Below are 26,034 nucleotides of genomic sequence, written 5' to 3'. Positions count from 1 at the left end.
GAGAAACCTGAATTGTTCTCTGTGCAATAGAATGGAATAAAAGAAACATCTATTTCTATTCTATTGCATAATGTGCATTGGAAATAAGGAGAAATGTCCCTATTCCAGAAATCCACTTAAATCTATTGTATCAAATACAACAGAACTCTAATTAAAGGTTGGCACATTAGGCGCATCAGCCATCAGCGCATCTCGGGAAGCTGCTCTTCACTCACCCCATGAAGCTGATAGCCATTCTGAGCATAGGTTTCATAATAAACCTTACCATTACGGTAGTAGAGCAAGTCTTCTAAATGGAAACCACCCATCAGATTTAACTTCTCCACTCCGCTCCTACGCTGTTCATGCACGAAGCCTAAGCGATAGATGCGGGTCGTCTCATCCACACCAAATGCATAGCGCAGGAATTCAGATGCGCTGTCTCCGAAGAAATATTTTTCCTCATGACGATGCTCTTGCGTGTATTCGAACAGACGAACATTGATCGTCGCGCTATCCTCCAGATTATGGTACAGACGCTTGAACAACTCTTCCTTGGATAGAACCTGACGGTTCTCATAAGCAGCCGCAACATTTGCACGCCGCAGCAATTCTTCTTCGAAAGATAGAGCAAACGGATCAGCCGTTAATATTTCCCGCTGACAAATGCCAATCAAACGCTCTGCTACCGCTTCTTTGCCTTGTTCTAAAAGCTTAGAAATGCTCCCCATGTACTTGTCACTAAAGAATATTCCTGGCCCACGCCGGGTCTCAATCTCTTTCATTACTTCTTCTGTGACAACTCGATAGTATTCCATCACGTTCTGGCCAGTGGTTTCATTCGTTCGCCCAATGCTGTCCATCACAGTAATACGTAGCTCTTCTTCGAGCGTCTCCATAGCTTTCACACGGGCCACACATTCCACGTGAAGCTGCTCAAGTGCAGATTCCAAACGACTGCACAGTGCAAGCTCACTTTCCATACATAACAGCTCATATTTTTTGCCATATACCGCAGAGAATAAGTAATGAATGAAGTTGCGTACCGTTCGTTTGTCAAAAAGCGGCACACGCTGGAACGGTTGGCGCTCCACACTTTCCGCATAAAGATCCTCAAGCTCATCCTGCGCGGAGACAAGTGCTGAACGCAATCCAGTCATATGCTGACGCAAAGCATGCAGCACACTGCCACCCTCATCGCGATCAGCTGTCCACTCCGCAAGCTGATAGAATGTTACTGCTGGCGTAGCTGTTTCCTGTGCCGCCAATAGGGTGCGCCATCCACGAAGAGGATGAATACCTTCTACTCTCCGGTTAGACTCTGCGACAAAATTATTACGGAAATAAGCTTCGCCCCCATCACCGAACAACTGCTGTTCAGCTTCACGAAGTGACAACTGCTTCAGCTCATTGTAGGACGGACGTCCATGGCTCATTAGCCCCGTCATTTCACTAAGGCCGTCTTTCTCCGGGACTAGCTGCGCCCTATGCTCCCGCAAACTATCAGGATCCAGCCCTAATAGAGATTGACGCTCGCGCATAGTCCATGGACTACCTTCACGCATATCCGCTGCAAGGCGCCGGAAGGCGTGATACAGCACCGCCAAGGCAATTTGGACATTAGGTCTTCTCACGCCAGAAAAGCCTGCGGAGGCGTAGCCTTGTCTTCCTGTGCTACCTCTAATACCGCTTTTGAAGGTCATATTGTTATAACCACCGTGTCCTGTAGCTTGATCAGAAGTCGGGCGGACACGATTCTTAAGTAGGCTAATATGGGAGATGATCTCATAGTTATCATCCATGCCGTGAGCCGACATCATGCCGCGCTCATTCTTATCGGAGAGCAGATACACAAGGTCAAATAAAGCGGAAGGACCATGACTCACTGGAATCGACAGACCATCCTCGGTTACAAGCAGCGGTGCATTAAACGTATAGTCCGTAGCTTGCATTCTGTCCAATTCACGCAGAAAAGCCAGCCCTACTGAGCTGGAATATCCAAAATTATCCCCTTGCTCCCGCTCATTGATTAAAGCGTAGAGATCCGTCTGTACCGACTTGAAGGACTGGCTGAGTATTGCTCGAGCCAGTAGTGTAATTTCTGGCAACAATACATTAAGCGGGTCATCGACCCGCGTAATGATAGAGAGATGGATCACGTCAAAAGATGAATATAGCCGTCCATAATCCGCTATACTGTTGCTCAGCCGCCGGATAACTTTATTCATGTCAGCAAGGTAACGTGTATCCTCATGAAACTTGCGGTATAGTTCATGACGCACAGTGCGTGGATCTGACCCTGCCATATCCGGCAAGGCCATGGCCAGCACCCGGTCTTTTCCTCCTGCATCAGAGCCCTTCTTACTTCTGTCTGTGTCCTCACTCTTCGTGCCTGACACAGCATGTAATGCCATAACACCGCCGGCGTTATCCCATTTTCGTTCGCAGCTATCCAGCACCGGACCGATGGCCGGAGCAACCTTGTCGCCTACGAACAGAAACAGGGCAGGGTAATGGATGCTGCTGCGTCCATCCCCTTTACTGCGCTGTGCCTCTTCCTGTACCGCATATTGTTCACCATAAGATAATGCCAGTGTTTTGATCATAGGCCTATTTCAACTTTCTGCGGATGCTGCCGAGTTTGCTAGTCATACTCTTGTAGAAACTATACATCTCATCGCCGCTCTCATACTCTACCCGTTCATACTCCAAGCTGTCGCGTGCTTCAAGGAAGGATACATACAGCCCTTCCAGCTTATAGAGCAATGGGGTTACGTCTTCAGCAGCAGTCATTTCACTCGCACGACGAGCTGCCTTACGCAGCAGAACGCTGCGGCTCTTCTCATCCAGCTCCCGGAAATGACGGTACACGGCATATTCCACGTAGCTACGTTCTTTCATCAAGTTGGCAAACGGCTCCCAAGCGTCCTCTTCTTCATCACGATCATAAACGTAGAGTGCGCCTTTCTTGATAATGCTGTCCGTATACAACGCCTCGATGAATTGGTCCATCCACTTGTCTTCGTCCAGATATTGATGGAGCAGCCCTTCAAGCTCCGTTGCTTTTGCAGTCAGCTCAGCATATTTGGCTAGCTCAACACGAACACGAGAAATCAGCTGCGGTGAACGAATTAGATTCTCCTGTGCCATTTCTTTGTTAATGCTGCCAAAAATATCTTTAATGCCTTCGCGTTCCAAGCCCTTCTCGCGCAGATTCTTAAGTTCATCAGCCGCCTTCTTCACTTCTCCGAGATTCGGACGTGAAGAATTTAACTGCATATCAAATCCACTCAATAGAGCATCCATATCAAATGGTTTCGTGAACACAACAGAGTATCTGTTGCTTGTGTTCTCGTCTACACCTTTTTCGATGATCACTCCGCTTGCCAACGCCTTTGCAAAGTCTGCACGCACACGTGCGTTATAATCACGTACACGAGAATTGACGTAGGTGTCACCCCATGATTTTTCCGGAATCGGAGAAGGCAGATACGTCCAGTTATTCTTATCCGTCATCACCAGATGGCGGCCGATCCCTTCCTTATCGAGAATGGTCCGCTCATAGTTCTCTTCAAACACCCGCAGCGGCGTGTATACGAAGAGTGGCACACCGTTGCGGGTGTTAAGCCAGAAAATACGGTTTTTCACTTGGCTTTCTTTGATTGTAAATTGTGATTTTCCAAGCGCATTATTCTGATAATTACGAATCCCTTTCAGGATGCCAGGTGCTTTAACAGGTACGGAAACGAAGCCCCATGATGGGAAATGCAAGCTGCCCGAGCTGTTGCTAAGGTGGAAGGTAGGCACAGCCTCTTCGTCCAATTTACCGGCAATAATCCGCTCTACGAACTTATCCAGCGGCTCTTCATGGCCGAATTTCATCACAAGGAAATCTTCCATCGAACGGGTGATCAGATCCCCGAACTTATCACTAAGGAACTCTGAAATCGAGCGAACGATATCAATCTCCTGTTCCTTAACCCAACGTCCGGAATGCTTCAGCATTTCACGGGTGAAGTCGCGAATCAAGTCGTCGCCGTCCTTCTGATCCATGATTTTGGAGATCGTCGCCGAAATATCCGGCACGTTAACAATGTTCCAATAATAAGTTTTGTTTCCTTTATAATCCGCTTGCTCTTCACCATTGATAAGGATGTCCCCATTCTTGGCAAAAATCGAGCTAAGCGCACTAAGAATCTCCGTAAACACACCATAAATCCGGCTGTTTTCATCGTTTAAGAGCTCGTATAAGTCCTCATAAAATTGAATCATTTGCTCAGTACGTTCTACATCGGCATGCAGCCAATACTCATTGATTTTAGCGTCAATATAGGCATTTTTCTTCTTCTCTTTGGATACAAAAGCACTGCGTGCATCGCTCAGCTTCTCATCCGCACTGTCCTGTGCCGTCTCGATATCGCGTGGCAGACGCAGCAAGCTTTCACGTAAAGCCTCAATATAAGACTGAATCAGCTTCAAAATACAGAAGCCCTTCTCGGTGTACAGCAGGCGGGAAACGTAGAACGGCCCTTGCTCTGGGTGCAGGAAGATGCGCTCCAGCTCTTCACTGAAACGTCCAACAATTTCGCCAGGCAGCTGCTTTTTCGATTTAATATATTCCTCACGGGCACGAGCCAGGAAGTTCTGCTCCAGCTCTGTATCCATACTTACCACTTGATTCTTAACTACATTCGCATGACTCAGACGTTCGCTGTTCTCGTAACCTGGCAATGGCTCAGGCACGCGGGATTCAAAGGTTTTAATCATACTGTCGAGATCAATCCCAAGCTTACGTGCGAATTTCTCCACATCCTCTTGACCAGGCGCCTGCTGGAACATTTTTTCCATTTTATCAAACAAGCGGAAGGCCAGATAAGTCGTCATTTCCTCAATCGGAAGCACGGCAGACGAGGCACCGATAATGTTGTACTCATAGTTAGCTGGATAAGTCTTGTTCATCTGCGCAATATTGGTGCGGATATTACTAATATAGTCATGAATGGCGAATTCTTCGCCAGACTGTTTTTCTTCACTTGCCATAAAGTTCGTGATGTTCTCAGCCGTTACGTTCATACAGTAATCATACGCATTCTCTAACAGCTTACCTTCGGTATTCGTTGCAGAGATCAAATGGCATAAATTAAACGGAGGCAGTGGAGAGTTTACCGTCAAAATATTCCCGTATTGCTGCTGGAATCGCTCCCCACGACTATCTACATTCATCCAGTAATCCAGCTCTTTTAGCGCCGCATAACCGTTCTTGCGAATATATTCACGCGTATGCTCACTTAGACTTTTATTAGACAGGTTCACGTCCGGTGTAAAGAGATAACCCAGTGTGTTCACACGGTCAATACCGGCTGATCCATAATCACGTTCAATAATACCGCGTACGATATAGGCAATATCAAGGAACGCTCCACTACCTGTACCCCCTGACAGACCTGTCAAAAGGAAGACCATCAGCTTTTTGTTCGTGCCTACGGATAAGGTCTTGATCTTCTTATCAATCGCTCCTACAACCTGATTAATCTTGGTGAACAAGAGCAGACGTCCAGCCTGCCGCACACCAGCGGCACCGTTCATACCATCTGTGATACTTAGCTCGGGTGACAGCCAATCCGTGATGTACGAATCAAGGATACTGCGGTTCTGCAGCAATCCGCCGATTTCAGCATTCGCCAGCAATACAAATTCATTCTGTGGATCGAGTCCGATCCCTTTGTATTTCTTTCCGCGATCCTGTTCATTCGTTTCAAAAGCTAGAAACTCTACATTATCCGGCTTGTCCCGCTTCTTCTTGGATATCGGATCTTCCGGCAGCTTAAAGCGGCGGTTAATCTGATATTTAAGACGCAGCAGGGCATCAATGCCCGTGCCGCCTAGTCCAATGATCAGGATCGGATTATCAATCGTATCCACCCTGATCTTATCGCTGACAATCCCGCCACCTAGTGATACATCCAATTGCTGTATATGCTCTCTTACTACTGGTTTCATATGCTTATCCTCCTAAAAGTTTTGCGGAAGCTGTACTTCAGATTTCTTGCAAAACCACTTCTATACTAAATATTCGAGATAAATCGTCTTATCTACCGTGTGCAGGGACACTGAAACGCGGTCACCACTCTTCAGCTCAAGACCACGCGAGGCATCCGCAGCACGTCCGGATCTCTCTACAGTAATACCTTCTCCACTGCGTAACAGCAATCGGTCATTCTTAGCTGGTGTGAAAATAATGCTCTCGCTTTCCTTGAGCTCAGGCGCTAATTGCAGCAGCTGATGAAGGGTGAACTTGCCTCTGAATCCAGCAAGTTTCTTATATTGTGGGTAGGTCTTCTCACCCGTATTGCCGTCTTTAACCTCAATTACCAGCTGTCCAACAAAACCACGTGCCGATTTCTTATTCAGCACATACCATGCGGCAGCGGCTGCCAACACCAGAAGAATACCACCAATAATGTAATACAAGGTATTGGATGAAGCTTCTTTCAGAGGTTCTTCTTTGCCCGTTCCTGTCGAAGGACTGGTAGTTGCAGCGCCACCTGCCTTCGCGCTGATTTTTACAGGAGCACTTTCACGATAGAAACTGCTTTCCTCTGCACGAACCTTCAGCTCATAGTCATGGCTTTCTTTTACCTCGAAGGTGCCCTTAAATACATCCCCGGAGTTATCCAGTTCGATTTCCTGTACATCACCTGTATCGATATCTGTAGCAAGCAGTACCGCCTTCATATCTTGATACAAATTACTGAGCGTTACCTGAGTACCATTGCTGAACAGGTGAGAGGTAATATCAATTTTATCACCTTTTTTATAGGTTGCTGATGGCAACGCATCGATCTTAAGCTCCAAATCATAGTTAAAAACTAGATTAATATCAATTTTATCCTTTGGCACACCTTTGACCTGAAGCTTCCAATCTCCTTCTTGCGGTGACAACAGCTTGATCAAGCTATAAGTAGAAGACTTCGACAGCACAACATCCTTGGACGGGATGTCGACAGCATTTCCTGAAGGATCAGTTAGCTTCGCGGTCACAGGCTGTGACGACATAATTGAGATATTGGCTTCCAAAACACTGCCGTTAGGCACGTTAACGGTCACATCCTGATAATCCCCATTTGCAGTGATCGACTGCACAGGTACTACCTTTAGCTTCAGATGACTAGCAAAAATTTCACTAAGTATTTGCGGAAGATCATCTGCGGAGTCCGTCGAAAATGCTTTACCACCTGTCTCAGTGGACAGATCAGCGAGTTTCTGTTTATTCAGCTTGCCGTCTGCGTTAAGACCAATCGTATAAATGGGATAGCCATTCTTTTTAGCGACTTCCACGGATGCATTCAATTCTTTATCCGATTCGCTTTGCGTCCGGCCTGTTGATTTGTTGAAATCGTTATTGCCGTCAGCTAGCATTACGATGATTGGCTCATGTTTCGGATCGCTACCATTCTGGAGCACCTTCACAGCTTCTTCCACACCGACAGCAATGTCGGTATAAGCTCCACGGTCCAGTCCATCAATAAAATCCTTCAAATCCTGTTTATCTGTCTCTGAGTTAATTTCCAGCAGGGCCTTCTCCCGCTGTACCTTGTCGGTATAGGCAACAATACCTACTTTATCACCTTGGGTGGATAGCATATCTATGAACATTTTCATCGCTTCGTTCGCGACTTTGTTCTTGTCACTAGTCTTCATGGAGTTACTGACATCGATAAGAAGTACCGCATCAATGTGAGATTGCGCCGACGTTGCCGCATAGGCCTGAACCGCTGCAAAAGGTGAGGCAGCAAGACATAGCGCCAGCAGTAATGCCGGGAAGATACGTTGAAAAAGTGTCTTAGTTGTTCTGTTACTTTGATATTTACGAAGCATAAATAGGGCTCCTCTTGTGTTATATTAGGCACATATGACAGCTTCAGCACTGTCGCTAAAATCTGTAAATAGTATGCCATTATGATATAATTAAACCTTGTAAACTTCAACTTTAGGACCGCCGGACCAAAGTAGCAATGATGCATAGAGTTATCATTCTATGAGACATCCGGTCTGCAAGGCGTCCATGAGAAAGGACTGTTCCATGATTTCATACGTCATTCTTGGGATTACGTTCCTAATTGTCGTAATTCAGATTTCCATCTATGCTGCACGCCAACGTAAACCACTAACTCGAGATGATATTAACGACCGCCTACTGGCCGCTTTGAACGGAGGCGATAAAGGCCGTGAATAAGAAAAGACCTGTTACCTTTCGCCCTTTCAAGGCTCCTCGTTACGCTTATGACAAGCTTCGTATTTGTCGCCACTGCGGACAATACACCGCTCTCGGTGAAGATCGATGCACCAAATGCGGTAAAGACTCACTTATTACGGTAGAGAAGCAAGCTGCATCCATTTCAGGAAGAAAAATGCATACGCGCCTCCTATTCATCTTACTGCTTACACTAGCCTCCGTCTATTTTGGGAATAGCATAGAACAGATGATGTTATGTGGTGCCGGAGGGATTCTCCTCGCTGGACTATTGTACTATACGCAGCGAAAAGCTCGGCAGAACGAGAATCTTCGTTCTCTTAACGAGCTGCTTGGACGAGGGATTGGCATCATCAAAGAGGGACTGGAGATCAACCGTCAGGAGGCTGTCTCCGTACTCCGTGAGGATGATGTGCTTGCCTACGAGAAGCTACGCGAACTCTCCATCCTGCTTCGTGGTGACCGGATCGCACGGCAACGTATCGCCTTGCTGCATGGATTTTTGCTTCGCAAGGATATGGATTTAGAACTGGAGCAGCTTCTTCTTAAGGATTTCGAGCCGCTACTAGCCGAATATATCGGCGAGATCGCTAAGATCCGTCCTGATCTGATCAAAGATCGTACACTGCGATACGTAAAGAACTATGAAGTAGAAATTCGTCATATGAATAATGGTATGACCATCCTTACGGGAGTTGCCGGAGCTGCAGTAAGAATGAAGCGTTATACCCTGCTCTATTCCAATATGATCGGCCGATACGTGCAAGATCTGCCTAAAGACCGCTTTATGCGGTTATCCAAACTCATTGCTGCGAATCCCCATGAACCATGGAATGGCTTGGACCAAAGAGTAGCGGACATTCGTGAAGCCAAATACCGCTGGGACCCCGAAGTTCAATAGACATTCTTATATTTCAAGAAGAAACGGCATAATTGTTTCTCGGTGAAATATAAGAATAAAGAATGATGTGAAACTATGCTTTCTTATATTTTGAAAAAAGAGGCTACTCTATATGACGTTCAAACAATTAATAACCCTGCGAAACTTTATGATCATTTTGTGTATAGGTATGTTTGTGATGCTTGGACAGAAGGTTTTTCTCATCGCCGACAAAATACAAATAACCAAGGAAGCTGACCGTCTCTATGCTGCTGGCGATCTGATAAGTGCAGAGAATCAGTATCGCCTAGCGGCGGCAAACCATTCCATTCTTTATATGGAAGAAAAGGTTACGAAGCGACTTGATGAGCTGTCACCAATCACGGCCATCCGCCAAGGTTTGAATGCCTTGGTATCTTCCGCTAAAGCACAAGCTGCGACTAAAGATTTCACCGGATTTATGAAAAGTTATGATACTCTCCTCAGCTTAAAAGCTACATATATGAAGCCCGGTGGTCCTTATGAATCCTATTATCGCCAGTTATCGACCGATTCAGGCATTTCTGACCAGTTCACAACCTACTTCCGAGAATTTAAGGAGCAGTTTCTTACCGAACTTGCTCAGAGCCAAGATGGAAACAAGAGTGAAGAAGACACTTTTAAATGGAATCTGTTGCAGATTCCCGATGCTTATTACGGAAGCGCTGCATCCAAGGAGGAGTTGCTAGCCTCCAAGTTCAAAAGTCATGATACAGCTAAACTAAAAGCCTTAGCAGGCACAGGAAACTTTACAGGCATGCTGGAGAGCACCCTCTCCATGATGAATGCTTACAGCCAGCATAGTTACGAAGCGCCATGGGTACTTGGGCAGGCAGAAAGTAGCGGAAAGATCATCCTGAACAAAGATCTAGAGAGCGATAACATCACCGCCTTTGCTGGGCATGCTGTTGCTTATCGTAATTTTGCAGGATCGGCAGGGATTACTTCATCCAAAGTACTAACCTTAGTAGATACTAGTAAAGCTAAACTACTTAAAAATGCCAAGCGCATGACCAGTAAAGGTCAATATGCTGAAGCTATTCAGCTATACAGTGATCTTGCTCCGTTAGAGGATACTTCTTCAATCATTGCCGCTACAAGATTGGCTTGGAATATTGCCGAGCCTGTGCGCCTTCTCCCGGGCGGTGAAGAGCAAGGCAGATATGGGAACGTCATCTCCAGCAAGGGACTACACGATAAGAAGGTCATTGTGGCTGGAACGGATAGCAATGGTGTCCTCTATTATGCAGCAATGAATAGCGACGAAAGTGTCATAACTTTAACTGGAAATATTTTACCAAAATTCGAGAGTCTGCGCAGTCTAACTTTTAATGACCAGCTTGCTGCCTCTTCAGGTTCTGGTGCACCCATGATTCTGGCTGAATCTGAGGTCGAAGGTGGACGTACCCTTTTTACAGCATATGAAATGAAATCGGATGGTATTTCGCAGTTGTTTTCAGTGTCTGGAGATAGCTACGAACTGCAGTCCGATGATTCCTTACTCGTATCTAACGCGGATCTCGGAGACGGTGTCGTTGGACAGACGGCACGTTATCGTAAAGTAGTTGGCAGCTATCAATTTGCTGAGATTGTTCAGGAGTATGCGGTAATTTCAGCTTCCGATGTAGCGCTTCATCCTTTTGAAAAGGTATCTTTTCACTGTGAAATCGTCGCAGATAACTTCGGTAATATGCTGGCTTATTCGAATGGGGTTTATACTTTGCTTCAAGGAGACTTGGGTTCCGTTACAGGTAACGCGTTAGTTAGTGGTCAATATCAGAACGGTTATCAGCTTGTTGGAACGGACATGGGAGAGCAATATGTGCCTGTGTTTGTGGTGGAATCCGTGGGTAGTATGAGTTTTGGACAGTAGAATATATGAGATAACTGCTTAGTCGAATTGTGAGATCGCTCATCGTGACGAATGAGAAACTTTATATTTACATGAACCTAGGATCACCATGTCCGCTTAGTTTTTTTGGCCAAGGGGTGTCGGTAGCCCGTCTATACTTGTGGTGTTCTTCTCTTGTCTATATTCTTTCAGACCTGCTTCGCCCTTTTGGATAGACCAACGTTGTAACGTCTCTCGCTCACCATCATAACTCATGAATGGGACCGAAAATCCGCAGGAAGTCTGTACCTTATGAACATCAATTAAAATGATCTGTCTAGCTCCAGGCAGAGGTGTAAAAATAGGGTACAGTGCTTCCCATTCTGATGAACCAGGCAGGATTACTGTTCCTGTTCCATACAGTCTCAGAATGTTCGGCGGTCCTTCAAACGCACAAAACATAACCGTCACTCTTCCATTTTCCAGCAGATGTGCGCTCGTCTCATTACCACTACCGGTCATATCGAGATAAGCCACTTGATTAGGAGACAAAATCCGCAAGCAATCATGACCCTTAGGTGACAGGTTAACATGCCCTTCTTCAGAAAGCGGCGCTGACCCTACGAAAAAAAGATGCTGCCGAAGAATAAACTCCTGATGTGCAGGTAATATAGCCGTGAATTGTTTTCCCATTTGGTGTTCTCCGTTTCATTTTGGTTTGTGTGTGATTTGTTGGGTGGGACTGTCATGCTCCATCGAACATATAAACTAAACCAGCTACTTCAGCTACACTTCCTTAGTTCAACTCCATCAAAACTCATCCACTTTACTCACTCAATAAGTTATTTCATTTACACTCCACTTGCTCCATCTCCTCCCAAACGGTTTGGATCATCATTAGGGTAAATGTAGGGTATTTTTACCCCTCTTTCTCGCTATTTGAGCTCTTTAGGGTAAATGTAGGGTATTTTTACCCCTCTTTCTTGCTAATTTGGCTCATTAGGGTAAATGAAGGGTATTTTTACCCCTCTTTTTTGCTTTTCGGGCTCTTTGCGGCAATTGTAGGGTATTTTTACCCCTCTTTCTTGCTTTTTGGGCTCTTTAGGGTAAATGTAGGGCATTTCTGCCCTTGAAGATTGCTACCTCGGCTAGACGCAGCTAATGTGGGAGATTTTTACCGTTCTGTTGCACCACTTCGGCCTAACACAGCGAATGGTACGAATTTTTTACCGTTTACTGGTTAACAACACATCCGCATTTAAATATGAAGCGTATTTACTCATTCCTTCTATTGATATATATTCGTTTTAATCGTTGAGTAACCCTTCACCCTCACCCAAGGGATTCAGCTCAACCGCGAAAAAAGGAACTGCCTCTCGGCAGCCCCCATATCCCCACGAAACATTTCTTTTAGCTAAAATATCTTTCACCCGATCTACTCAATCGCAATATAAATCTCCACCTGCGTGTTAGCAGGATCAAAATTCCGCGAATCATAAATTTCAAAATCGCCCGTGTAAGTTCTTACCTCTGTAGATGCCTTAAAATAAGCCCAAATCTCCCCCCATGCTTGCGAGACTACTTCAAATACCGGACCTTTTTTCGTCGTAAAAACCATATACTTGCTCTCCGGAACAGCCGCACTCACGATGCCTCTATCCGCTAAATATCTCTCCCCAGCCACTTCATGCCCAATCACAACGGTATAAGCTCCTGACGCATCACTCTCATAATCTGTATACAAGGCATAGATATACTCAGGCTTAACCGTATCCATCTGCCCCGCAATATTACTTTGGAAATACGTTTCCCACAGCCGCGATAAGCCCCCATCGGGACCCATTTCTACTTCATTTGTCGTACGTATGCTAACCCCAGCCAATGTCATTTTCGGTTTTTGTGCAAAATAAGTATTCATTATTCTCCCTCATTTCCTGTAATTGAGTTCAGTATACACAAGGGAAGTGGACATCTGTCTGTCCAGTTAGAGTAGAATTATCGATTTGGGTTATAAATGCATCAATGGGGTAATGCGATTATTTTTGGGGCAAAGGACTGACGGTAAACAAAGTCGTCAGCGCCATGAGCTCAGCACAGAATCCACATGGCGGACAGGAAGCAACGATCTTGGCACTCTACACATCGATGTATCACTGGGGAGCGATTGTCGCAGCACCAGGTTACACAGATCCCGTCACATTTGGAGCGGGAGGTAACCCGTACGGAACAAGCGTCAGTGTAGATGGAGACGGTAAAATGATCGAAGAGCAGGATCAGATCCGTGATGCTGTTTTTCATCAAGCGAAGCGCACCGTTGAAGTGGCCGGCTGGGTCCAAGCAGGCAAAAGTAAAAACGCCAATAGCCAAAACTAGACTTCCACCTATCGTTCGATATAGCAAACACCCCTCGGAGCTACCTAAGTAGCGTGTAAAACCGAGGGGTGTTGTTTATTTTATTTACTCTCCAGGATACTTAAGACCCCACTGCGCACGTATTTGATCCAGCAGTTTCAGAATCGCTAACGATTCATCCAGTGACATAACTGGGCTTTCTGTTAGCCCTGCTTGTAGACAACGTCCTACTTCCTCTGCTTCAAAACAATATCCAATAGAAGCTCGATCATCCACAAAGCTCTCTACCTTCTCATCCCCTATATAAAGCGAAGCAGATTTCGGGTTCACTAACGTCCCTTCAACAATTATACGGCCCTCTGTTCCAAACACATGCGCTTCCTCCAGCGTATTAAGACGAATACCACCGTTCAACGAAGCGGTTTTTCCATTGCCATAATTCAGCAGCATAGAGAAATGCTCGTCCACTCCAGTCTCACCAATATGCACCGTACTGGAGATAGATTCAGGATGAGGTCCAAACACCATCGAGGCAAAAGAAACCGGATAAATCCCAACATCCAGCAGCGCGCCTCCGCCCAGCTTCGGATTCAGCAATCTGCTTTCCGGATTCCAGTCGGTGCGAAATCCTAAGTCTGCCTTCACCAAGCGAACTTCACCGATTCTACCCTCGGTGATCCATTCTCTAACCTTCACAATCGCCGGGATGTAACGACTCCACATGGCCTCCATCAGGAACAGCTTATGATCTCTAGCGTAGGCCACCACTTCTTCTAGTTCTCCGCTATTCACGGTAAAAGGCTTCTCACATAGGACAGCTTTGCCTGCACGTAGCGCCAATAATGCATTTTCTTTGTGAAAAGGATGGGGCGTTCCAATATATACCGCGTCTACATTCGGGTCATTTACCAATTCCTCATAAGTAGCATAAGCATGTGGTACTCCATGATCCCTCGCGAATTTATCTGCACTTTCCTGTGAACGCGAACCCACGGCATATGCCACGCCATTGCTGGCGTGAGCTAAATCAGTAACAAACTGATGGGCAATCCAGCCTGTACTGAGAATTCCCCATCTTACCTTGTAAGCGTTATCCATTTTCATATGCATGTTCCTCCTAATCCTTCTGCTAAGTCTCTTTTAATTCTATCAGACCATTCTAATAAATGTATAGGAACTGATGCCAGCAAACACCACCGTCACCACCAAAATAGCAATATTCCAGATCCTGCTCAAAGCCGCTGAATGCTCGTTAGAACTCTGAATAAACGCTTTTTGCAAAAGGAACTGCAGGAATTTCATGATTATAAATCCCAAACATCCAAGCCCGCTTTGCAAAATAACCTCCAGACTAGACTTACTTACAAATCTATCAGCCATGTTCCCATCGTAATGGATCGGGACCCTATCAGGCATTTTGGAATATAGGAATAAATAAATAGCTACAGGAATTAAGGCTACCACACCGCTTAAGATCATCATCAGTTTGGTTTTGGACAACATTAATAACCTCCTTATACGGAACAATAATCTCTAGTTATTCTCCTTCCACTTCAATTAAAAATATCCGTTCCTTAAATCCACCACGACTTTCAGCTTTCTCCGCACGAAGCTCCTCCAGCTCTGCGCTATTACTTCCATGGGTCTCCGCCAGCGCTTGAATTACTTCCAGCATGTCGGCAAGCTCCTCTAGAGCTTCTTCATTACTCACTGCCCGAAAATACTCCTCCGACTCTTCTTTCAATTTTTTACGTAGTTCAGTTATGTATTCTTTGGACTCTAATATTCTTGTTTTAAAGTCTTTACCTTGAGAAGCTATCAGGTTGGGAATTCCGTCACGCACTAGCTTTTCATATACGGGCACTTAAGTTCTTCCCTTCTACTTGATGTTCAGACTGCCTTCACACTTGATCTGACCCCACCATTAGCCGTACTACAAAAGGAATATCTGCAGGAGCAAAAGTGAACTGACCGAGTGTAGTTGGAAACACCCACCTATATTCATCGTGATCGACAAGTTCAATTACACCTCCCAGATATCGGGCTTTCCAAGCAAACAGTCTGATCTCGACACTTCCATAGTTGTGCTCGTTCACGCCAAAGCTTTCATAGGGAAGGATTGTTATCCCCATCTCCTCCTGAAGCTCTCTTTGCAGACAATCTGCGATGCTTTCATCCTGCTCTATTTTGCCGCCAGGAAATTCCCACAGACCTGCCTGAGATTTACCTTGCCTGCGCCGAGCAATAAGAATCTGTCCTTCTTCATTATGTATAATCGCTGCCGCCACCTGGATCACAAGGAACACCTCCTTTATTGCTTTTTATTAGACAGATACTTCTATTAAAACATACATTTCATTCCAAACCAAAGAGACTCTCCCAAAAGCTATTAGGCCCGGGAAAGTCTCTTCCGTACAGTTTCTCTATAAATTCACAGCAAAGTCTTCTTTACGGAAAGACTACTATTTCGTCAATACAAGCTCTAATCGAACCTCAAGATTGTTCTCCGTATCCAGCACAACGGTGTGTGGATTGCTTAAGCCAAAATCAGAAAAAGCCACTGTTGTTGTACCCGACAGCATCAGCTGTCCACCACTGTACGCTGCTTGAGACTGGAAGGTAACATCCTTTTCTACACCCTTCACTGTAAGCGCTCCTTGCATTTCAACCGGCACAGTGGCTCCTTCGGTCCATTCCGTTGGCAGCTCCGAGAATGATTTAACGACAAACGTAGATTGTGGAAATTCCGTAACGGCTAGAAAGTCTTCCCCTTTTACATGCTCATCTCTTTGACCATTACCAGAGTCCAGAGCGCTCATATCTACTGACCCTTCTCCAACCATCGAAGTAGAATCTTCTATATTAACTTTCCAGGTACCTTGAACTTTGTTATCCACGAAGTTTACTGTTTCTTTAGAGGTGGTTACTGACCAATATACTTTAGAAGCATCCGTAACCGTCCAATCACCGTTTAATTGGTCGGCTGTGACCGTCGCTCCTGCTGGTGCTCCAGTGTTAGTCGTGCTTTCTCCATTACCGGCTGTTGTGGCTTGCCCTGGAATCACGGACTCGATCTGTACATTATTGCCCAGCGATTTATCCAGCAATGTATAACCTGTGACTACTCCTACGATAATGACTCCGGCAGCGATCAAGGCTATTCTTTTTCTCTTCATCCTGTTCCCTCCAATATTCAAAATATTCTGTATATTTTCAAGCTCGTCCCTCATTCTAACAAAGCAATAAGTCGGGAAGAAGTCAGAGCAGAGCGAGCTATGATGTGTTAAACTTGTCGTAATTTTATAGATTGGAGGACCACCACATGATGAGATCCATTCTAATTGTTGAAGATGAGGAAGCTATCTCCAGGGTCCTCAGTGCCTATCTGAAAAAAGCAGGCTTCCATGTCACCCGTGTAGCCGACGGACGTGCTGCGCTGGAGTCTTTTGCTATAACACCTCCCTCATTAGTATTACTCGACATCATGCTGCCAAACATGGACGGCTTTGAACTGCTAAAGCTGATCCGTGAAAAAAGCAGCTGTCCCGTGATCATGCTCACCGCAAGGGACGGGATCAATGACCGACTAGCCGGTCTCGACGGTGGTGCGGATGATTATATGTCTAAGCCCTTTATTCCTGAGGAAGTGGTGGCACGCGTGAATGCTGTGTTACGCCGTCCTTCACAGTGGTCCGATGGCAGCCGCAAACGGCATTATGGCAGTTTGTTTATCGACTTTACTGCACGAGCTGTCTTTTTAAACGGGGTTGAGATGAGTCTTAGTCCACGTGATATGTCAGTCATGTTATTTCTGGCTGAAAGACCTAATCAAATATGTACTCGCGAGCAATTAATAGAACATGTCTGGGAGATGGATTACGAAGGAAGTGACCGAGCCGTGGACTTGTCTATCAAAAGACTTCGCCAAGCGCTGTCGCATTGGCCAGTAGATGAGGGGGAAATCCGTACCCTGAGAGGGACAGGATATCAATTATGGACAACCTAAAGAAAAGCAGCCCCAAACGTACTTCGATTCTCTCCTATTGGACGATTCGTTACCTGCTCATCATTAGTGTTGGCCTCCTGCTAACTGCACTAACGACGTTCTGGTGGATCCAACAAGAAGCTATGAGTAACCGGATGCAGACTACTGGATTATTAGCACAGGAGATTGCCGACCGGAGCGTAAATCGTGAGGGTTCAATAGAGATCAGCCAAAATCTTGGAATGCTCATTGAAGACCGAAAACGATTCTTCAAGTTAACCGTAGAAATGTGTGTAATCATTACGGATCAGCAAGATCAGATGCTGTTCTCTATGCCACCACTAACTGAAGATGAGATGAGGCATAAACTTAATGATAGCCTTAACGACTCTCGCAGTCCGGAGTTCAAAGCTGCAGTAGCGTCCATACAATCGGATGGCAAAACGCTGGGACAGGTGATTGTCCTTCAATCCAAGAAATCGCTGAGGCATATCCCTCAGGAGGAGATCATTTTTTTCTCCATCCTGTTGCTATTTCTAATCATATTAAGTTGGCTAACCATTTACCTCTTGTCTCGTAAACTGGCAAAACCGATCCAGAAAGTAGCCAAAGCAGCCGCTCAAATCAGTCATGGCCGTTATGATATCGTTCTGGATAAGGACGCCAAAGAACGAGAAATCCATGAACTGATGTTGTCTTTTGAAGAGATGGCAGGCAAGTTACAACAATTTGAGCAGTCCCGTGCGGTTATGTTAGCCGGTGTATCCCATGAACTAAAGACACCAGTAACCTCTATTAAAGGCCTAATCCATGCCGTTCGTGAAGGGGTTGTCGAAGACGATGAAGCTGTGGAATTTCTAGATATTGCTTTGCAGGAAGCTGGACGATTGCAACGGATGGTTGCCGATCTTCTGGATTACAACGCACTGACTGCAGGAATCGTCTCTGTCCGTCACGATCGACTGGATGCCGTGCCACTGTTATCTGAAATCGTGTATCAATGGAAGCTGACACAAGCGGATGAAGTTGCAGAGCCTATGCTCCATATGCCAAGAACTCCCTTATTTTTGTGTGGGGACCCGCTACGTATCCAACAAATCATCGTCAATTTACTTAATAACAGTGTACAAGCCAAAGCCCCAGACCGAATGGTGCAGCTTACAGTAGAGCTGCTTGAACAGCAAGGTCATGGCATGGCGGAGATTCGTGTTCAGGATAATGGGCTGGGCATCTCATCAAATCATAGTGAGCACGTCTTCGAGGCTTTTTTCCGAGGTAGCGACAAACAGAGCACACTACGGGGTCTGGGACTCGGTCTCACCTTCAGCCGTCTTTTAGCCGAATCTATGAACGGAAGCCTTGTGCTTGAGAAGCACTCCCAGGAAGGCTGTACCTTCGTGCTGTCTCTGCCGCTTGATCACTAAAAAATAGTCTGCGGGCCATCGTCATGGTATAATCATGTGCACAATCACACCGAAAACCGGAGGCTGTATATGCTTACTTTTGAACAAAAATTAGCGATTCTCGACTCTTACCCCCAACTGGAACGTAAAAACGTATCCCTTGGGCGCGTGAACTATCACTACGAGGAAAGCCAGCATGATAAGAAAACCGTTGCTTACCATCTGCATCCTAATGGGAATGGTTATGTGTTCGCAGGCTTATTGCGGGGCTATGAGGCAGATGATAAGGGCTTTGTGAACATTCGCGACTACTCGGAATCCGAGCTGCGGAGTCTGTTGGATGCCTCCATCACCTCACTGTCTATCTACATTCCAGACGCCCCTGTAGCCAGCAAAAGAAAGAAAAAGGCTGCGGCAGCCGCCGACTCACTCTGGACTAATGATGAGGGCCATACACTGACTCTAAAACTTGAGGATGATTTATGGTATGTCTATGCCGACCTTAATCTAGAAATGGCCTTTGAGACCCTTGAGGAAGCTAAAGAATATTTAGCAGAAGAGGGATTTACAGCACAGGGGTAAGCAGGGGTAATAACAACTCCTATCAGAAAAAAATAAAAAGAGGTGTCCTAACAGCCATTTGTTTTGGCGATTTGGACACCTTTTTTCAGTTGCGCGCTTGCAAGCTCTACCCAAAACTTCGCTAATAAAAAACATTAATAGCCCCTCTAACTACCGAGGCCATCATTCAATAATTTGTAGTATAAAAAGAATACTACCACTAAAACCCAAATTATGGTTAGATGAAGGGGAAGCTATATCCTAAAGGGAAAGAAGCGTGAACGCACATGAGTTTTGAAATCGTAGAAGCCACTATACCGGAGATTCAAGCTGCATTAGAAGCCGGAGAAATTACGTCAAAACAACTAGTTCTCATGTATTATGAACGCATAGCTGATCATGACAAAAATGGCCTGACGATTAACTCTGTGCTGGAGATCAACCCTGATGCATTATTTATCGCAGAATCTCTAGATGTTGAACGTACGATCAACGGCTCCCGGGGCCCCCTGCACGGCATACCTGTGTTATTGAAGGATAACATCAATACAGGGGATAAAATGCATACTAGCGCAGGCTCGCTGGCTTTGGCGAATTCTTTTGCCGGGGAAGATGCGTTTATTGTTACCAAACTGCGTGAAGCCGGAGCAATCATTATGGGTAAAGCCAATATGACCGAATTCGCCAATTTTATGACAACCGGCATGCCCTCCGGATACAGCTCCCGCGGCGGGCAAGTCCTTAACCCCTACAATATATCTACACCAACAGGTGGCTCCAGTGCAGGTTCTGCAGTAGCTGTCGCTTGTAACTTTTGTACAGTTTCTGTCGGCACAGAGACCTCGGGATCGATCCTTAACCCTGGTAACTTGGGCTCCATTATTGGCATTAAGCCAACCGTTGGACTGCTCAGCCGTTCGGGAATCCTTCCGCTATCCAATACACAAGATACTGCTGGCCCTATGGCCAGAACCGTTCGTGATGCCGTTCTGCTGCTAAACGCAATGCTCGGCAATGATACTCAAGATGCAGCTATGGGAACGAACATAGGTAGAATCCACGAAGATTACACTGTATTTCTAGACGAGAATGGCTTGCAAGGCGCGCGTATAGGTATCCCGCGTGATTATTATTTCGAGGAGCTGACAGATGAACAACTTGCACTGTTCAATGCTTCCGTAGATAGAATGAGAGAGCTTGGGGCTACTATTATTGATCCTGCGGATATTAAGACTGCCCGGGAAATTAGTTATTCTTCTGTGGTATTGAATGAATTCAAAACAGCCTTGAACGCTTATTTATCTCGCTTGGGCCCTGGGGCACCGATGCGAACCTTAAAGGATATTATAGATTTTAACCATGCACATCCTGTGGAGACTTTGAGATATGGTCAAGCTACGTTAATAGATGCGGAATATACCTCTTCCGGCACACAAACCGAACCAAAGTATTTGCTCCACCGTGCGACTGACCTAAAACTATGTAAGGAAGAAGGCATCGACGCCACCATGAAGGAGCACAATCTGGATGCCCTGCTGTTCCCCGCCGATTTCGGCGCCAGAATTACCTCCAGAGCAGGATATCCGTCCATCGTTGTGCCTTCCGGTTATACATCAGCAGGCGCCCCCTTCGGTGTAACCTTCTCAGCGAAAGCTTATCAGGAGCCTACACTCATCAAGCTCGCCTATGCTTATGAACAAAACTACAAGGTGCGAAAAGCACCATCACTAAAGAGTTTTATCTGATCACTTCTTATATCAAAAAGCCCGTAAACGGTGATGGTCTCATTCACTGTTTACGGGCCTTTACTTTTCCAAAATCTACATATACTTACTCATAGTCACGTTGATTCTCTTCATCGGCAATATTCTGAATTTCATCAGAGTGAATTAGAAACAACTCATACTCTCCTTCAGCATGCAGCTTCAGCGCCCGCTCTTTAAAAAACTTCGGACTCCCCTCCGCCGCATCCTCATCATAAAAGAGCAATATTCCGTCACTTTTGCGGAACAACAAATCGTCTCTAGCCCGAAACTGCCAGCTACCGTCATAAGGAGCATTACTGACCGCCCCGAAGAAATCCGCACCCGCAATAATACGCCGATACTCGTTCTGCTTTTCTTCTTTCCATTTCTCTTCCTGTCCGGTATGCGCTGTAATGATCCCAAGCTTTAAGTCCGGATATTGCAGCTTAAGTTCGCTCACCACTTCGCATGCCCACAGATCCACACCATACTGGCCGGGCGTAATCACCCATTCCACGCCTTCTTCAATCAAAGGTTTTAATCGGTTAGCTAGTGCCTTTTTAATATAAGGAATCCCTGGATGCTTATTGTCAAAAATACCGAGCTCGTGCGCACGATACCCCGTTACTAGTAAAGTCTTCATGTGCTGCCTCTTTCCTGAACGTTGGCTTATCCTTTAAGTCCACATATTTGTTCATTATATAACATTTGCATATTTCATTTCTTTAGGCAAACTCTCAGCGGAAATTAAGCAAACTTTCAGAACTGTTTGTTATATTTCTCCTAATCTATCTTTAACCTACTAAGGAGGAATAAAAAATGAGAAAGTTCGTCCCTATTCTAATATCTGGAGGCCTACTCGCTTCTCTATTATTGGCTGGCTGCAGCGCGAATTCGGAGGCCGAAGGAACAACTGCTGCAAATAACCAAGCAGACAGGGGTTCAGCAGCCAAACAACCACAAGCAAACGGCGATCAACAGAATGGCGGACCTAATATGTCCATGAATTTCGGGAAGATTAAGAGTGTAAGCGATACTACCCTAACCATCTATAAATCGGACATGTCTATGCCCCGACAAGGTGCTGGAGAAGGTGACGGGCAGAACAGTCAAGGCAGTACCCCGCCGGAAAGACCTGATGGCGATCAAAGTACAGGAAATGGCGCTGCGCCCGAGGGTGGGATGCCACAAGGGGAAATGCCGGAAGGTGGCGGAGGACAAGGCGGTGGGCCACAGGGAGGTAGAATGCAGCAAAGCTTCTCCGATGAAACCACAGACATTACGATTGATGCGGATACTAAAATCGTAGCGGTTACCTTCGACAATGGCACGCGTCAAGAAAATGCGATCACCTTAGCAGAACTGAAGGCTGATGATATTATCCAATACACACTTAAATCAGATTCCACCGTGGCGGAGAGCATTACATTAAGTAATGGCAATCCGGGTGGAGCTACTCCAGATGACAGCGCGAGCAGCAGCAGCTAATGAAATGCTGCACCACAAAAAAAGATCTCCGGGGACAAGCTGGTTCCCCGGAGATCTTTTTATATATACTACGAATTAGTTCTTATCTGACAAAATCAATACTCCACGGGCTGGCACAACAGCAGAACCGCTAACCTTATTGCCAGTCAGAAGATCCGTACGCTCAGTAGCACCAATATCCGCACTCAAATCACCAGTGGTGTGGTTCAGCAAGAATAGGTAGGATACGCCTTCCTTCACACGTTGCACAGATTCGATACCTTCCGGTGCAGTTACTAGCGGCTGAATGTTCTTGTCGGCACACAGATTGGCTAAGAATCCTTTCAAGAATCCCGCTTCTGGGCTGGTAGCCACGTAATACGCTTTACCTTCACCAAAGTTATTCACCGTCAAGGCTGGCATTCCTTTATAGAAATCAGATCCGTACTCTGCCAAAACCTCAGCACCTTCGGCATGAATCAGATCGCAGAGCAGATCACATTTGTAAGAACCACTCAAATTGCCCCACGCTTTGTCCATCACAATCTCATTGCTCATCCCTGGCAGCAGTGCATCAATTTCCTCAGCCCAGATCCCGAGTACGTTGCGCAGTTCCCCAGGGTAGCCACCTACGGTTACGAGGTCGTTCTCATTAACAATTCCGCTGAAATAAGTCGTAATGAATGTACCGCCTGCTTTTACAAAAGCTTCAACCTTCTCAGCAAAACCCGGCTTAACCATATACATCACAGGTGCGATTACAATCTCATATTTGAACAGATTCTCTTCTACACCGATCATATCGGCTTCGATATTTTGTTGGTAGAGTGCATCATAATATTTATGGATCTCATTCACATAATCCAAAGCTACGGATGGTCCGCTTGAAAGGTTGATGGCCCAGCGGTTTTCCCAGTCATAAATAATCCCTACTTTAGCTGCACTACGCGCATCCAATAGCTGATCTCCAAGCTGTCCCAGCTCTTTACCTAGCTCAGCGCATTCACGGAATACACGCGTATGCTCATGTCCGACATGCTCAATAACAGCTCCATGATACTTCTCACATGCACCAATTGAACGACGCAGCTGGAAGAATAGAACAGTGTCTGCACCACGCGCAACAGCCTGATAACTCCACAAGCGCATAACCCCTGGACGTTTCAAAGAGTTATAGGGCTGCCAGTTCTGCTGGCTTGGCGTTTGCTCCATCAGCATGAACGGTTGTCCATTCTTCAATCCACGCATGAGATCATGCGCCATGGCTGTAAAGCTGACCGGAGTATCGAGTGAAGGATAGTTGTCCCAAGAAATAACGTCCATATGTTTAGCCCACTCAAAATAGTCCAATTCATCATAAAAGCCCATCAAGTTAGTGGTAACAGGTACATTAGGACTGTGCTCCTTAATCGCATCGCTCTCAATTTTGTAGCATTCCAGCAAGCTATGAGACATAAATCTACGGAAGTCTAAGGAAATGCCTTGGAAGTTGGTGCGGTTGCCATCCCATTCTTCACTCAGCTCACTAGGCAGTACAATTTCTTCCCAATCATAAAACGTATGTCCCCAAAAACGTGTATTCCACGCTTTGTTTAATGCATCCAGAGAACCATAACGATCCTTCAACCAGACACGGAACGCCGCTTCAGATAAATCAGAATAATCATAGTTACTGAACTCATTCGAAACGTGCCAAGCTACAAGCGCCGGATGATCCTTATAACGTTCAGCCAGCTTTCCTGCCAGCTTCGCTGCAAACTTGCGGTAAACCGGACTGTTTGGATTCGAGTTATGACGTCCACCGAACTTGCGTTTTCTGCCCTTCACATCAACACGAGTAACTTCTGGATAACGATGAGCCATCCAAGCTGGGTGCGCTCCTGTACCTGTTGCCAGACATACGTAAGTACCATTTTTATATAGTCTATCCATTAATTCATCTAGTGATGAGAAATCATAAGTGTCTTCGGAAGGTTGGATCAGCGCCCAGGAAAACACATTAATTGTGGCAACATCAATTCCTGCCAGTTTAAACATACGCTCATCCTCTGCCCATACAGGCGCATCCCATTGCTCTGGATTGTAATCTCCACCGTACCAAATCTTAGGTAATTTATCGTTAATCACACTTCGCACATCCTTTATAGTATAATTATATATATATTGTAATCGGTTAACCTGACGCTATAAATATAAAATAATCTTCCCAGCATATAAGAATATGGAACTAAGAGGAGATGGAGTCATTGAAGGGAATCGTGCATCGTAGAATTGTGTTCCCCCATGAGGGTGGACAGGATCTACCTATCACATTAGACAGTATCGGTCACAATCATCAACAGGAAAAAGTATCCCGCTTAGATGGCTACGAAACCTATCATTGGCTCCAAACGGCGTCTGGTGAAGGGGTGATTCATTTTGAGAATAAAAGCTTCTCCCTTCCCGCAGGCAGTGGTGTATTACTTCTCCCCTATACTCCACATCGCTATGAAGCTTCGGCTGCTAACTGGAGCACCTCTTATTTAACGTTCGGAGGCAGCTCTGCAGGGTCTATTTTGGAGACGCTGGGGATGAATATGAATTCTTTTTACCGCTGGGAAAAAGAGGCGCCTCTCTCCAAGCTGCTAAGAGAAATACTTGATCAGTATGATGCCTCACAGGACATGTTTGGTCTGACTGCCTCCACTGATGCTTATCGCTTTCTGCTTACTTTAAGCAAATATGGGCAACTGCATAACAACACAACGATATCCCGCAATGTGGATAAGCTGCAGCCGCTTCTGAAATGGATGGACAGCCATTATGGTGATCCTGATCTCGGACTTAACGATCTAGCCGATCAGCTCGGCGTCTCAGGGCGATATCTCAACAATCTATTCATACAAACCTTTGGGCTATCTCCTTATGCCTATTTCGTACGGCTACGTATCCGTAAAAGCAAAGAAATGCTCGTAAGCCAGCCGGATCTTACTGTAAAAATCATCTCGCAGAGAGTAGGCTTCCGTGATGTTAGCCATTATGTTGCCACCTTTCGCAAGCAGTCAGGAACTACACCGGAGCAGTTTAGACGACTTCACTAATACTCTAAGGTGTACAGCTTAATCGCCTCCTGCATAGTGGAATGCTACATAAGGTTTCGTATGATAGAGCTCATCGCTGTGTAGATCTCATTAGTATGGGCATGTGTGTCAGAGTAACTGCATTTTGTACACTTAAATCAGCCTGTTCAGCAGAAAATATCCATATAAGTGTATTCTGTGCAGTTATATCCTCGACATTTGGCTGTGAACCGCGATACTTCGCATTATAGCTGTACTAAATACAACTAAATCCATTTCATAGGCCGAGAGCATAAAATAAGTGTAGAAAGTGCAACTATTCTGTATCAAACCAACTCTCCGTTCCTTCCAGTTCAGCTATTCCGCATCGTACCAACTGACTTGTCTCGACAGCTACAGTCTCCGCCAAAAAGTGTATTCTATTGCACTTCATACATTAGAATGCCCTTTTCCATCTCATTTCGAGCATTCTATTGCAC

Annotated in this window: 21 protein-coding genes and 1 pseudogene; 10 read left to right on the top strand and 12 right to left on the bottom strand. The window is 45.7% G+C overall.

The features are described from left to right. Nucleotides 1–182 precede the first annotated feature (182 nt). The 3 genes from NST34_RS04505 to NST34_RS04495 are packed head-to-tail and all read right to left on the bottom strand — an operon-like array spanning nucleotide 183 to nucleotide 7,857. Nucleotides 183–2,585, bottom strand: coding sequence for a transcription initiation factor TFIID (locus tag NST34_RS04505; RefSeq protein WP_341127255.1), 2,403 nt, complete (start codon nucleotides 2,583–2,585; stop codon nucleotides 183–185). A 4-nt stretch (nucleotides 2,586–2,589) separates the two neighbouring features. Beyond that, nucleotides 2,590–5,979: a tubulin-like doman-containing protein gene (locus tag NST34_RS04500; RefSeq protein WP_042185099.1), complete on the bottom strand. Its 3,390-nt coding sequence runs from the start codon at nucleotides 5,977–5,979 to the stop codon at nucleotides 2,590–2,592. A 60-nt stretch (nucleotides 5,980–6,039) separates the two neighbouring features. Beyond that, entirely contained in the window at nucleotides 6,040–7,857 is a 1,818-nt protein-coding gene (locus NST34_RS04495) for a vWA domain-containing protein (protein ID WP_341127254.1), read from the bottom strand. Between the two features lie 205 nt (nucleotides 7,858–8,062). Between NST34_RS04495 and NST34_RS04490 the strand changes: the two genes are divergently transcribed. The 3 genes from NST34_RS04490 (at nucleotide 8,063) to NST34_RS04480 (ending at nucleotide 11,025) form a co-directional block, all read left to right on the top strand. After that, on the top strand, nucleotides 8,063–8,215 hold the full coding sequence (locus tag NST34_RS04490) for a hypothetical protein (RefSeq protein ID WP_179086680.1): 153 nt from the start codon (nucleotides 8,063–8,065) through the stop codon (nucleotides 8,213–8,215). After that, entirely contained in the window at nucleotides 8,208–9,134 is a 927-nt protein-coding gene (locus NST34_RS04485) for a hypothetical protein (RefSeq protein WP_341127253.1), read from the top strand. Before NST34_RS04490 ends, NST34_RS04485 begins: the two co-directional genes overlap by 8 nt. 112 nt (nucleotides 9,135–9,246) lie before the next feature. Beyond that, on the top strand, nucleotides 9,247–11,025 hold the full coding sequence (locus NST34_RS04480) for a hypothetical protein (protein ID WP_341127252.1): 1,779 nt from the start codon (nucleotides 9,247–9,249) through the stop codon (nucleotides 11,023–11,025). A 96-nt stretch (nucleotides 11,026–11,121) separates the two neighbouring features. Here NST34_RS04480 and NST34_RS04475 read toward each other — a convergent pair whose 3' ends face one another. Both NST34_RS04475 and NST34_RS04470 read right to left on the bottom strand, forming a co-directional pair. Next, nucleotides 11,122–11,676 (bottom strand): pyridoxamine 5'-phosphate oxidase family protein, encoded by a 555-nt coding sequence (locus NST34_RS04475; protein ID WP_042185093.1) that lies wholly within the window; start codon nucleotides 11,674–11,676, stop codon nucleotides 11,122–11,124. A 742-nt stretch (nucleotides 11,677–12,418) separates the two neighbouring features. Next, nucleotides 12,419–12,901: a GyrI-like domain-containing protein gene (locus tag NST34_RS04470; RefSeq protein WP_076283858.1), complete on the bottom strand. Its 483-nt coding sequence runs from the start codon at nucleotides 12,899–12,901 to the stop codon at nucleotides 12,419–12,421. A 125-nt stretch (nucleotides 12,902–13,026) separates the two neighbouring features. Here NST34_RS04470 and NST34_RS04465 point away from each other — a divergent pair. Next, a pseudogene (locus tag NST34_RS04465) lies at nucleotides 13,027–13,356 on the top strand (NAD(P)H:quinone oxidoreductase, type IV); the annotation flags it as partial. Between the two features lie 84 nt (nucleotides 13,357–13,440). On the opposite strand, the gene NST34_RS04460 reads toward NST34_RS04465, so the two are convergent. The 5 genes from NST34_RS04460 to NST34_RS04440 form a co-directional block, all read right to left on the bottom strand. Next, nucleotides 13,441–14,439 carry a Gfo/Idh/MocA family protein gene (locus NST34_RS04460; RefSeq protein WP_445667651.1) on the bottom strand — a complete coding sequence of 333 codons (999 nt, stop codon included), beginning with the start codon at nucleotides 14,437–14,439 and terminating at the stop codon, nucleotides 13,441–13,443. 45 nt (nucleotides 14,440–14,484) lie between these two features. Further along, nucleotides 14,485–14,838 carry a DUF1648 domain-containing protein gene (locus NST34_RS04455; RefSeq protein WP_076283856.1) on the bottom strand — a complete coding sequence of 118 codons (354 nt, stop codon included), beginning with the start codon at nucleotides 14,836–14,838 and terminating at the stop codon, nucleotides 14,485–14,487. A 34-nt stretch (nucleotides 14,839–14,872) separates the two neighbouring features. Next, a complete protein-coding gene (locus NST34_RS04450; protein ID WP_076299111.1) occupies nucleotides 14,873–15,199 on the bottom strand; it encodes a nucleoside triphosphate pyrophosphohydrolase in 327 nt (108 codons plus the stop codon). Nucleotides 15,200–15,236: 37 nt separating this feature from the next. After that, nucleotides 15,237–15,632: an 8-oxo-dGTP diphosphatase MutT gene (gene mutT, locus NST34_RS04445; protein WP_076283854.1), complete on the bottom strand. Its 396-nt coding sequence runs from the start codon at nucleotides 15,630–15,632 to the stop codon at nucleotides 15,237–15,239. Nucleotides 15,633–15,797: 165 nt separating this feature from the next. After that, on the bottom strand, nucleotides 15,798–16,511 hold the full coding sequence (locus tag NST34_RS04440) for a YceI family protein (protein WP_341061190.1): 714 nt from the start codon (nucleotides 16,509–16,511) through the stop codon (nucleotides 15,798–15,800). Between the two features lie 149 nt (nucleotides 16,512–16,660). On the opposite strand from NST34_RS04440, the gene NST34_RS04435 reads away from it, so the two are divergent. From NST34_RS04435 to NST34_RS04420, 4 genes are all read left to right on the top strand, one after another. Further along, nucleotides 16,661–17,341 (top strand): response regulator transcription factor, encoded by a 681-nt coding sequence (locus tag NST34_RS04435; RefSeq protein WP_339271498.1) that lies wholly within the window; start codon nucleotides 16,661–16,663, stop codon nucleotides 17,339–17,341. Continuing rightward, on the top strand, nucleotides 17,329–18,744 hold the full coding sequence (locus NST34_RS04430) for a HAMP domain-containing sensor histidine kinase (RefSeq protein WP_076283852.1): 1,416 nt from the start codon (nucleotides 17,329–17,331) through the stop codon (nucleotides 18,742–18,744). Before NST34_RS04435 ends, NST34_RS04430 begins: the two co-directional genes overlap by 13 nt. A 69-nt stretch (nucleotides 18,745–18,813) precedes the next feature. Continuing rightward, nucleotides 18,814–19,305, top strand: a complete 492-nt coding sequence (locus tag NST34_RS04425; protein ID WP_234534523.1) for a hypothetical protein — start codon at nucleotides 18,814–18,816, stop codon at nucleotides 19,303–19,305. A 266-nt stretch (nucleotides 19,306–19,571) separates the two neighbouring features. After that, nucleotides 19,572–21,029, top strand: coding sequence for an amidase family protein (locus tag NST34_RS04420; protein WP_341127251.1), 1,458 nt, complete (start codon nucleotides 19,572–19,574; stop codon nucleotides 21,027–21,029). An 85-nt stretch (nucleotides 21,030–21,114) separates the two neighbouring features. Here the strand turns inward: NST34_RS04420 and NST34_RS04415 are convergent, their stop codons facing one another. Beyond that, nucleotides 21,115–21,672: a DUF1273 domain-containing protein gene (locus tag NST34_RS04415; RefSeq protein ID WP_076283849.1), complete on the bottom strand. Its 558-nt coding sequence runs from the start codon at nucleotides 21,670–21,672 to the stop codon at nucleotides 21,115–21,117. Between the two features lie 176 nt (nucleotides 21,673–21,848). Between NST34_RS04415 and NST34_RS04410 the strand changes: the two genes are divergently transcribed. After that, nucleotides 21,849–22,517, top strand: a complete 669-nt coding sequence (locus tag NST34_RS04410) for a hypothetical protein (protein ID WP_341127250.1) — start codon at nucleotides 21,849–21,851, stop codon at nucleotides 22,515–22,517. Nucleotides 22,518–22,592: 75 nt separating this feature from the next. Here NST34_RS04410 and NST34_RS04405 read toward each other — a convergent pair whose 3' ends face one another. Next, nucleotides 22,593–24,623: a beta-galactosidase gene (locus NST34_RS04405; protein ID WP_076283847.1), complete on the bottom strand. Its 2,031-nt coding sequence runs from the start codon at nucleotides 24,621–24,623 to the stop codon at nucleotides 22,593–22,595. A 119-nt stretch (nucleotides 24,624–24,742) separates the two neighbouring features. Here NST34_RS04405 and NST34_RS04400 point away from each other — a divergent pair, with 119 nt between their 5' ends. Continuing rightward, complete coding sequence (locus NST34_RS04400; protein WP_076283846.1) at nucleotides 24,743–25,576, top strand: AraC family transcriptional regulator; 834 nt, start codon at nucleotides 24,743–24,745, stop codon at nucleotides 25,574–25,576. Nucleotides 25,577–26,034: the final 458 nt, after the last annotated feature.

It is taken from the genome of Paenibacillus sp. FSL H7-0714 (genome assembly GCF_038003765.1).
In the GTDB taxonomy this organism is placed as follows: Bacteria; Bacillota; Bacilli; order Paenibacillales; family Paenibacillaceae; genus Paenibacillus_AQ.
Note: the sequence above shows the minus strand (reverse complement) of the source record. Positions and strands in the feature narration are given on the sequence as shown.

Coding starts and splice junctions, on each gene's coding strand:
- NST34_RS04505 (WP_341127255.1), bottom strand. CDS start 2,585: ATGATCAAAACACTGGCATTATCTTATGGTGAACAATATGCGGTACAG.
- NST34_RS04500 (WP_042185099.1), bottom strand. CDS start 5,979: ATGAAACCAGTAGTAAGAGAGCATATACAGCAATTGGATGTATCACTA.
- NST34_RS04495 (WP_341127254.1), bottom strand. CDS start 7,857: ATGCTTCGTAAATATCAAAGTAACAGAACAACTAAGACACTTTTTCAA.
- NST34_RS04490 (WP_179086680.1), top strand. CDS start 8,063: ATGATTTCATACGTCATTCTTGGGATTACGTTCCTAATTGTCGTAATT.
- NST34_RS04480 (WP_341127252.1), top strand. CDS start 9,247: ATGACGTTCAAACAATTAATAACCCTGCGAAACTTTATGATCATTTTG.
- NST34_RS04475 (WP_042185093.1), bottom strand. CDS start 11,676: ATGGGAAAACAATTCACGGCTATATTACCTGCACATCAGGAGTTTATT.
- NST34_RS04470 (WP_076283858.1), bottom strand. CDS start 12,901: ATGAATACTTATTTTGCACAAAAACCGAAAATGACATTGGCTGGGGTT.
- NST34_RS04460 (WP_445667651.1), bottom strand. CDS start 14,439: ATGAAAATGGATAACGCTTACAAGGTAAGATGGGGAATTCTCAGTACA.
- NST34_RS04455 (WP_076283856.1), bottom strand. CDS start 14,838: ATGTTGTCCAAAACCAAACTGATGATGATCTTAAGCGGTGTGGTAGCC.
- NST34_RS04440 (WP_341061190.1), bottom strand. CDS start 16,511: ATGAAGAGAAAAAGAATAGCCTTGATCGCTGCCGGAGTCATTATCGTA.
- NST34_RS04435 (WP_339271498.1), top strand. CDS start 16,661: ATGAGATCCATTCTAATTGTTGAAGATGAGGAAGCTATCTCCAGGGTC.
- NST34_RS04430 (WP_076283852.1), top strand. CDS start 17,329: ATGGACAACCTAAAGAAAAGCAGCCCCAAACGTACTTCGATTCTCTCC.
- NST34_RS04425 (WP_234534523.1), top strand. CDS start 18,814: ATGCTTACTTTTGAACAAAAATTAGCGATTCTCGACTCTTACCCCCAA.
- NST34_RS04420 (WP_341127251.1), top strand. CDS start 19,572: ATGAGTTTTGAAATCGTAGAAGCCACTATACCGGAGATTCAAGCTGCA.
- NST34_RS04415 (WP_076283849.1), bottom strand. CDS start 21,672: ATGAAGACTTTACTAGTAACGGGGTATCGTGCGCACGAGCTCGGTATT.
- NST34_RS04410 (WP_341127250.1), top strand. CDS start 21,849: ATGAGAAAGTTCGTCCCTATTCTAATATCTGGAGGCCTACTCGCTTCT.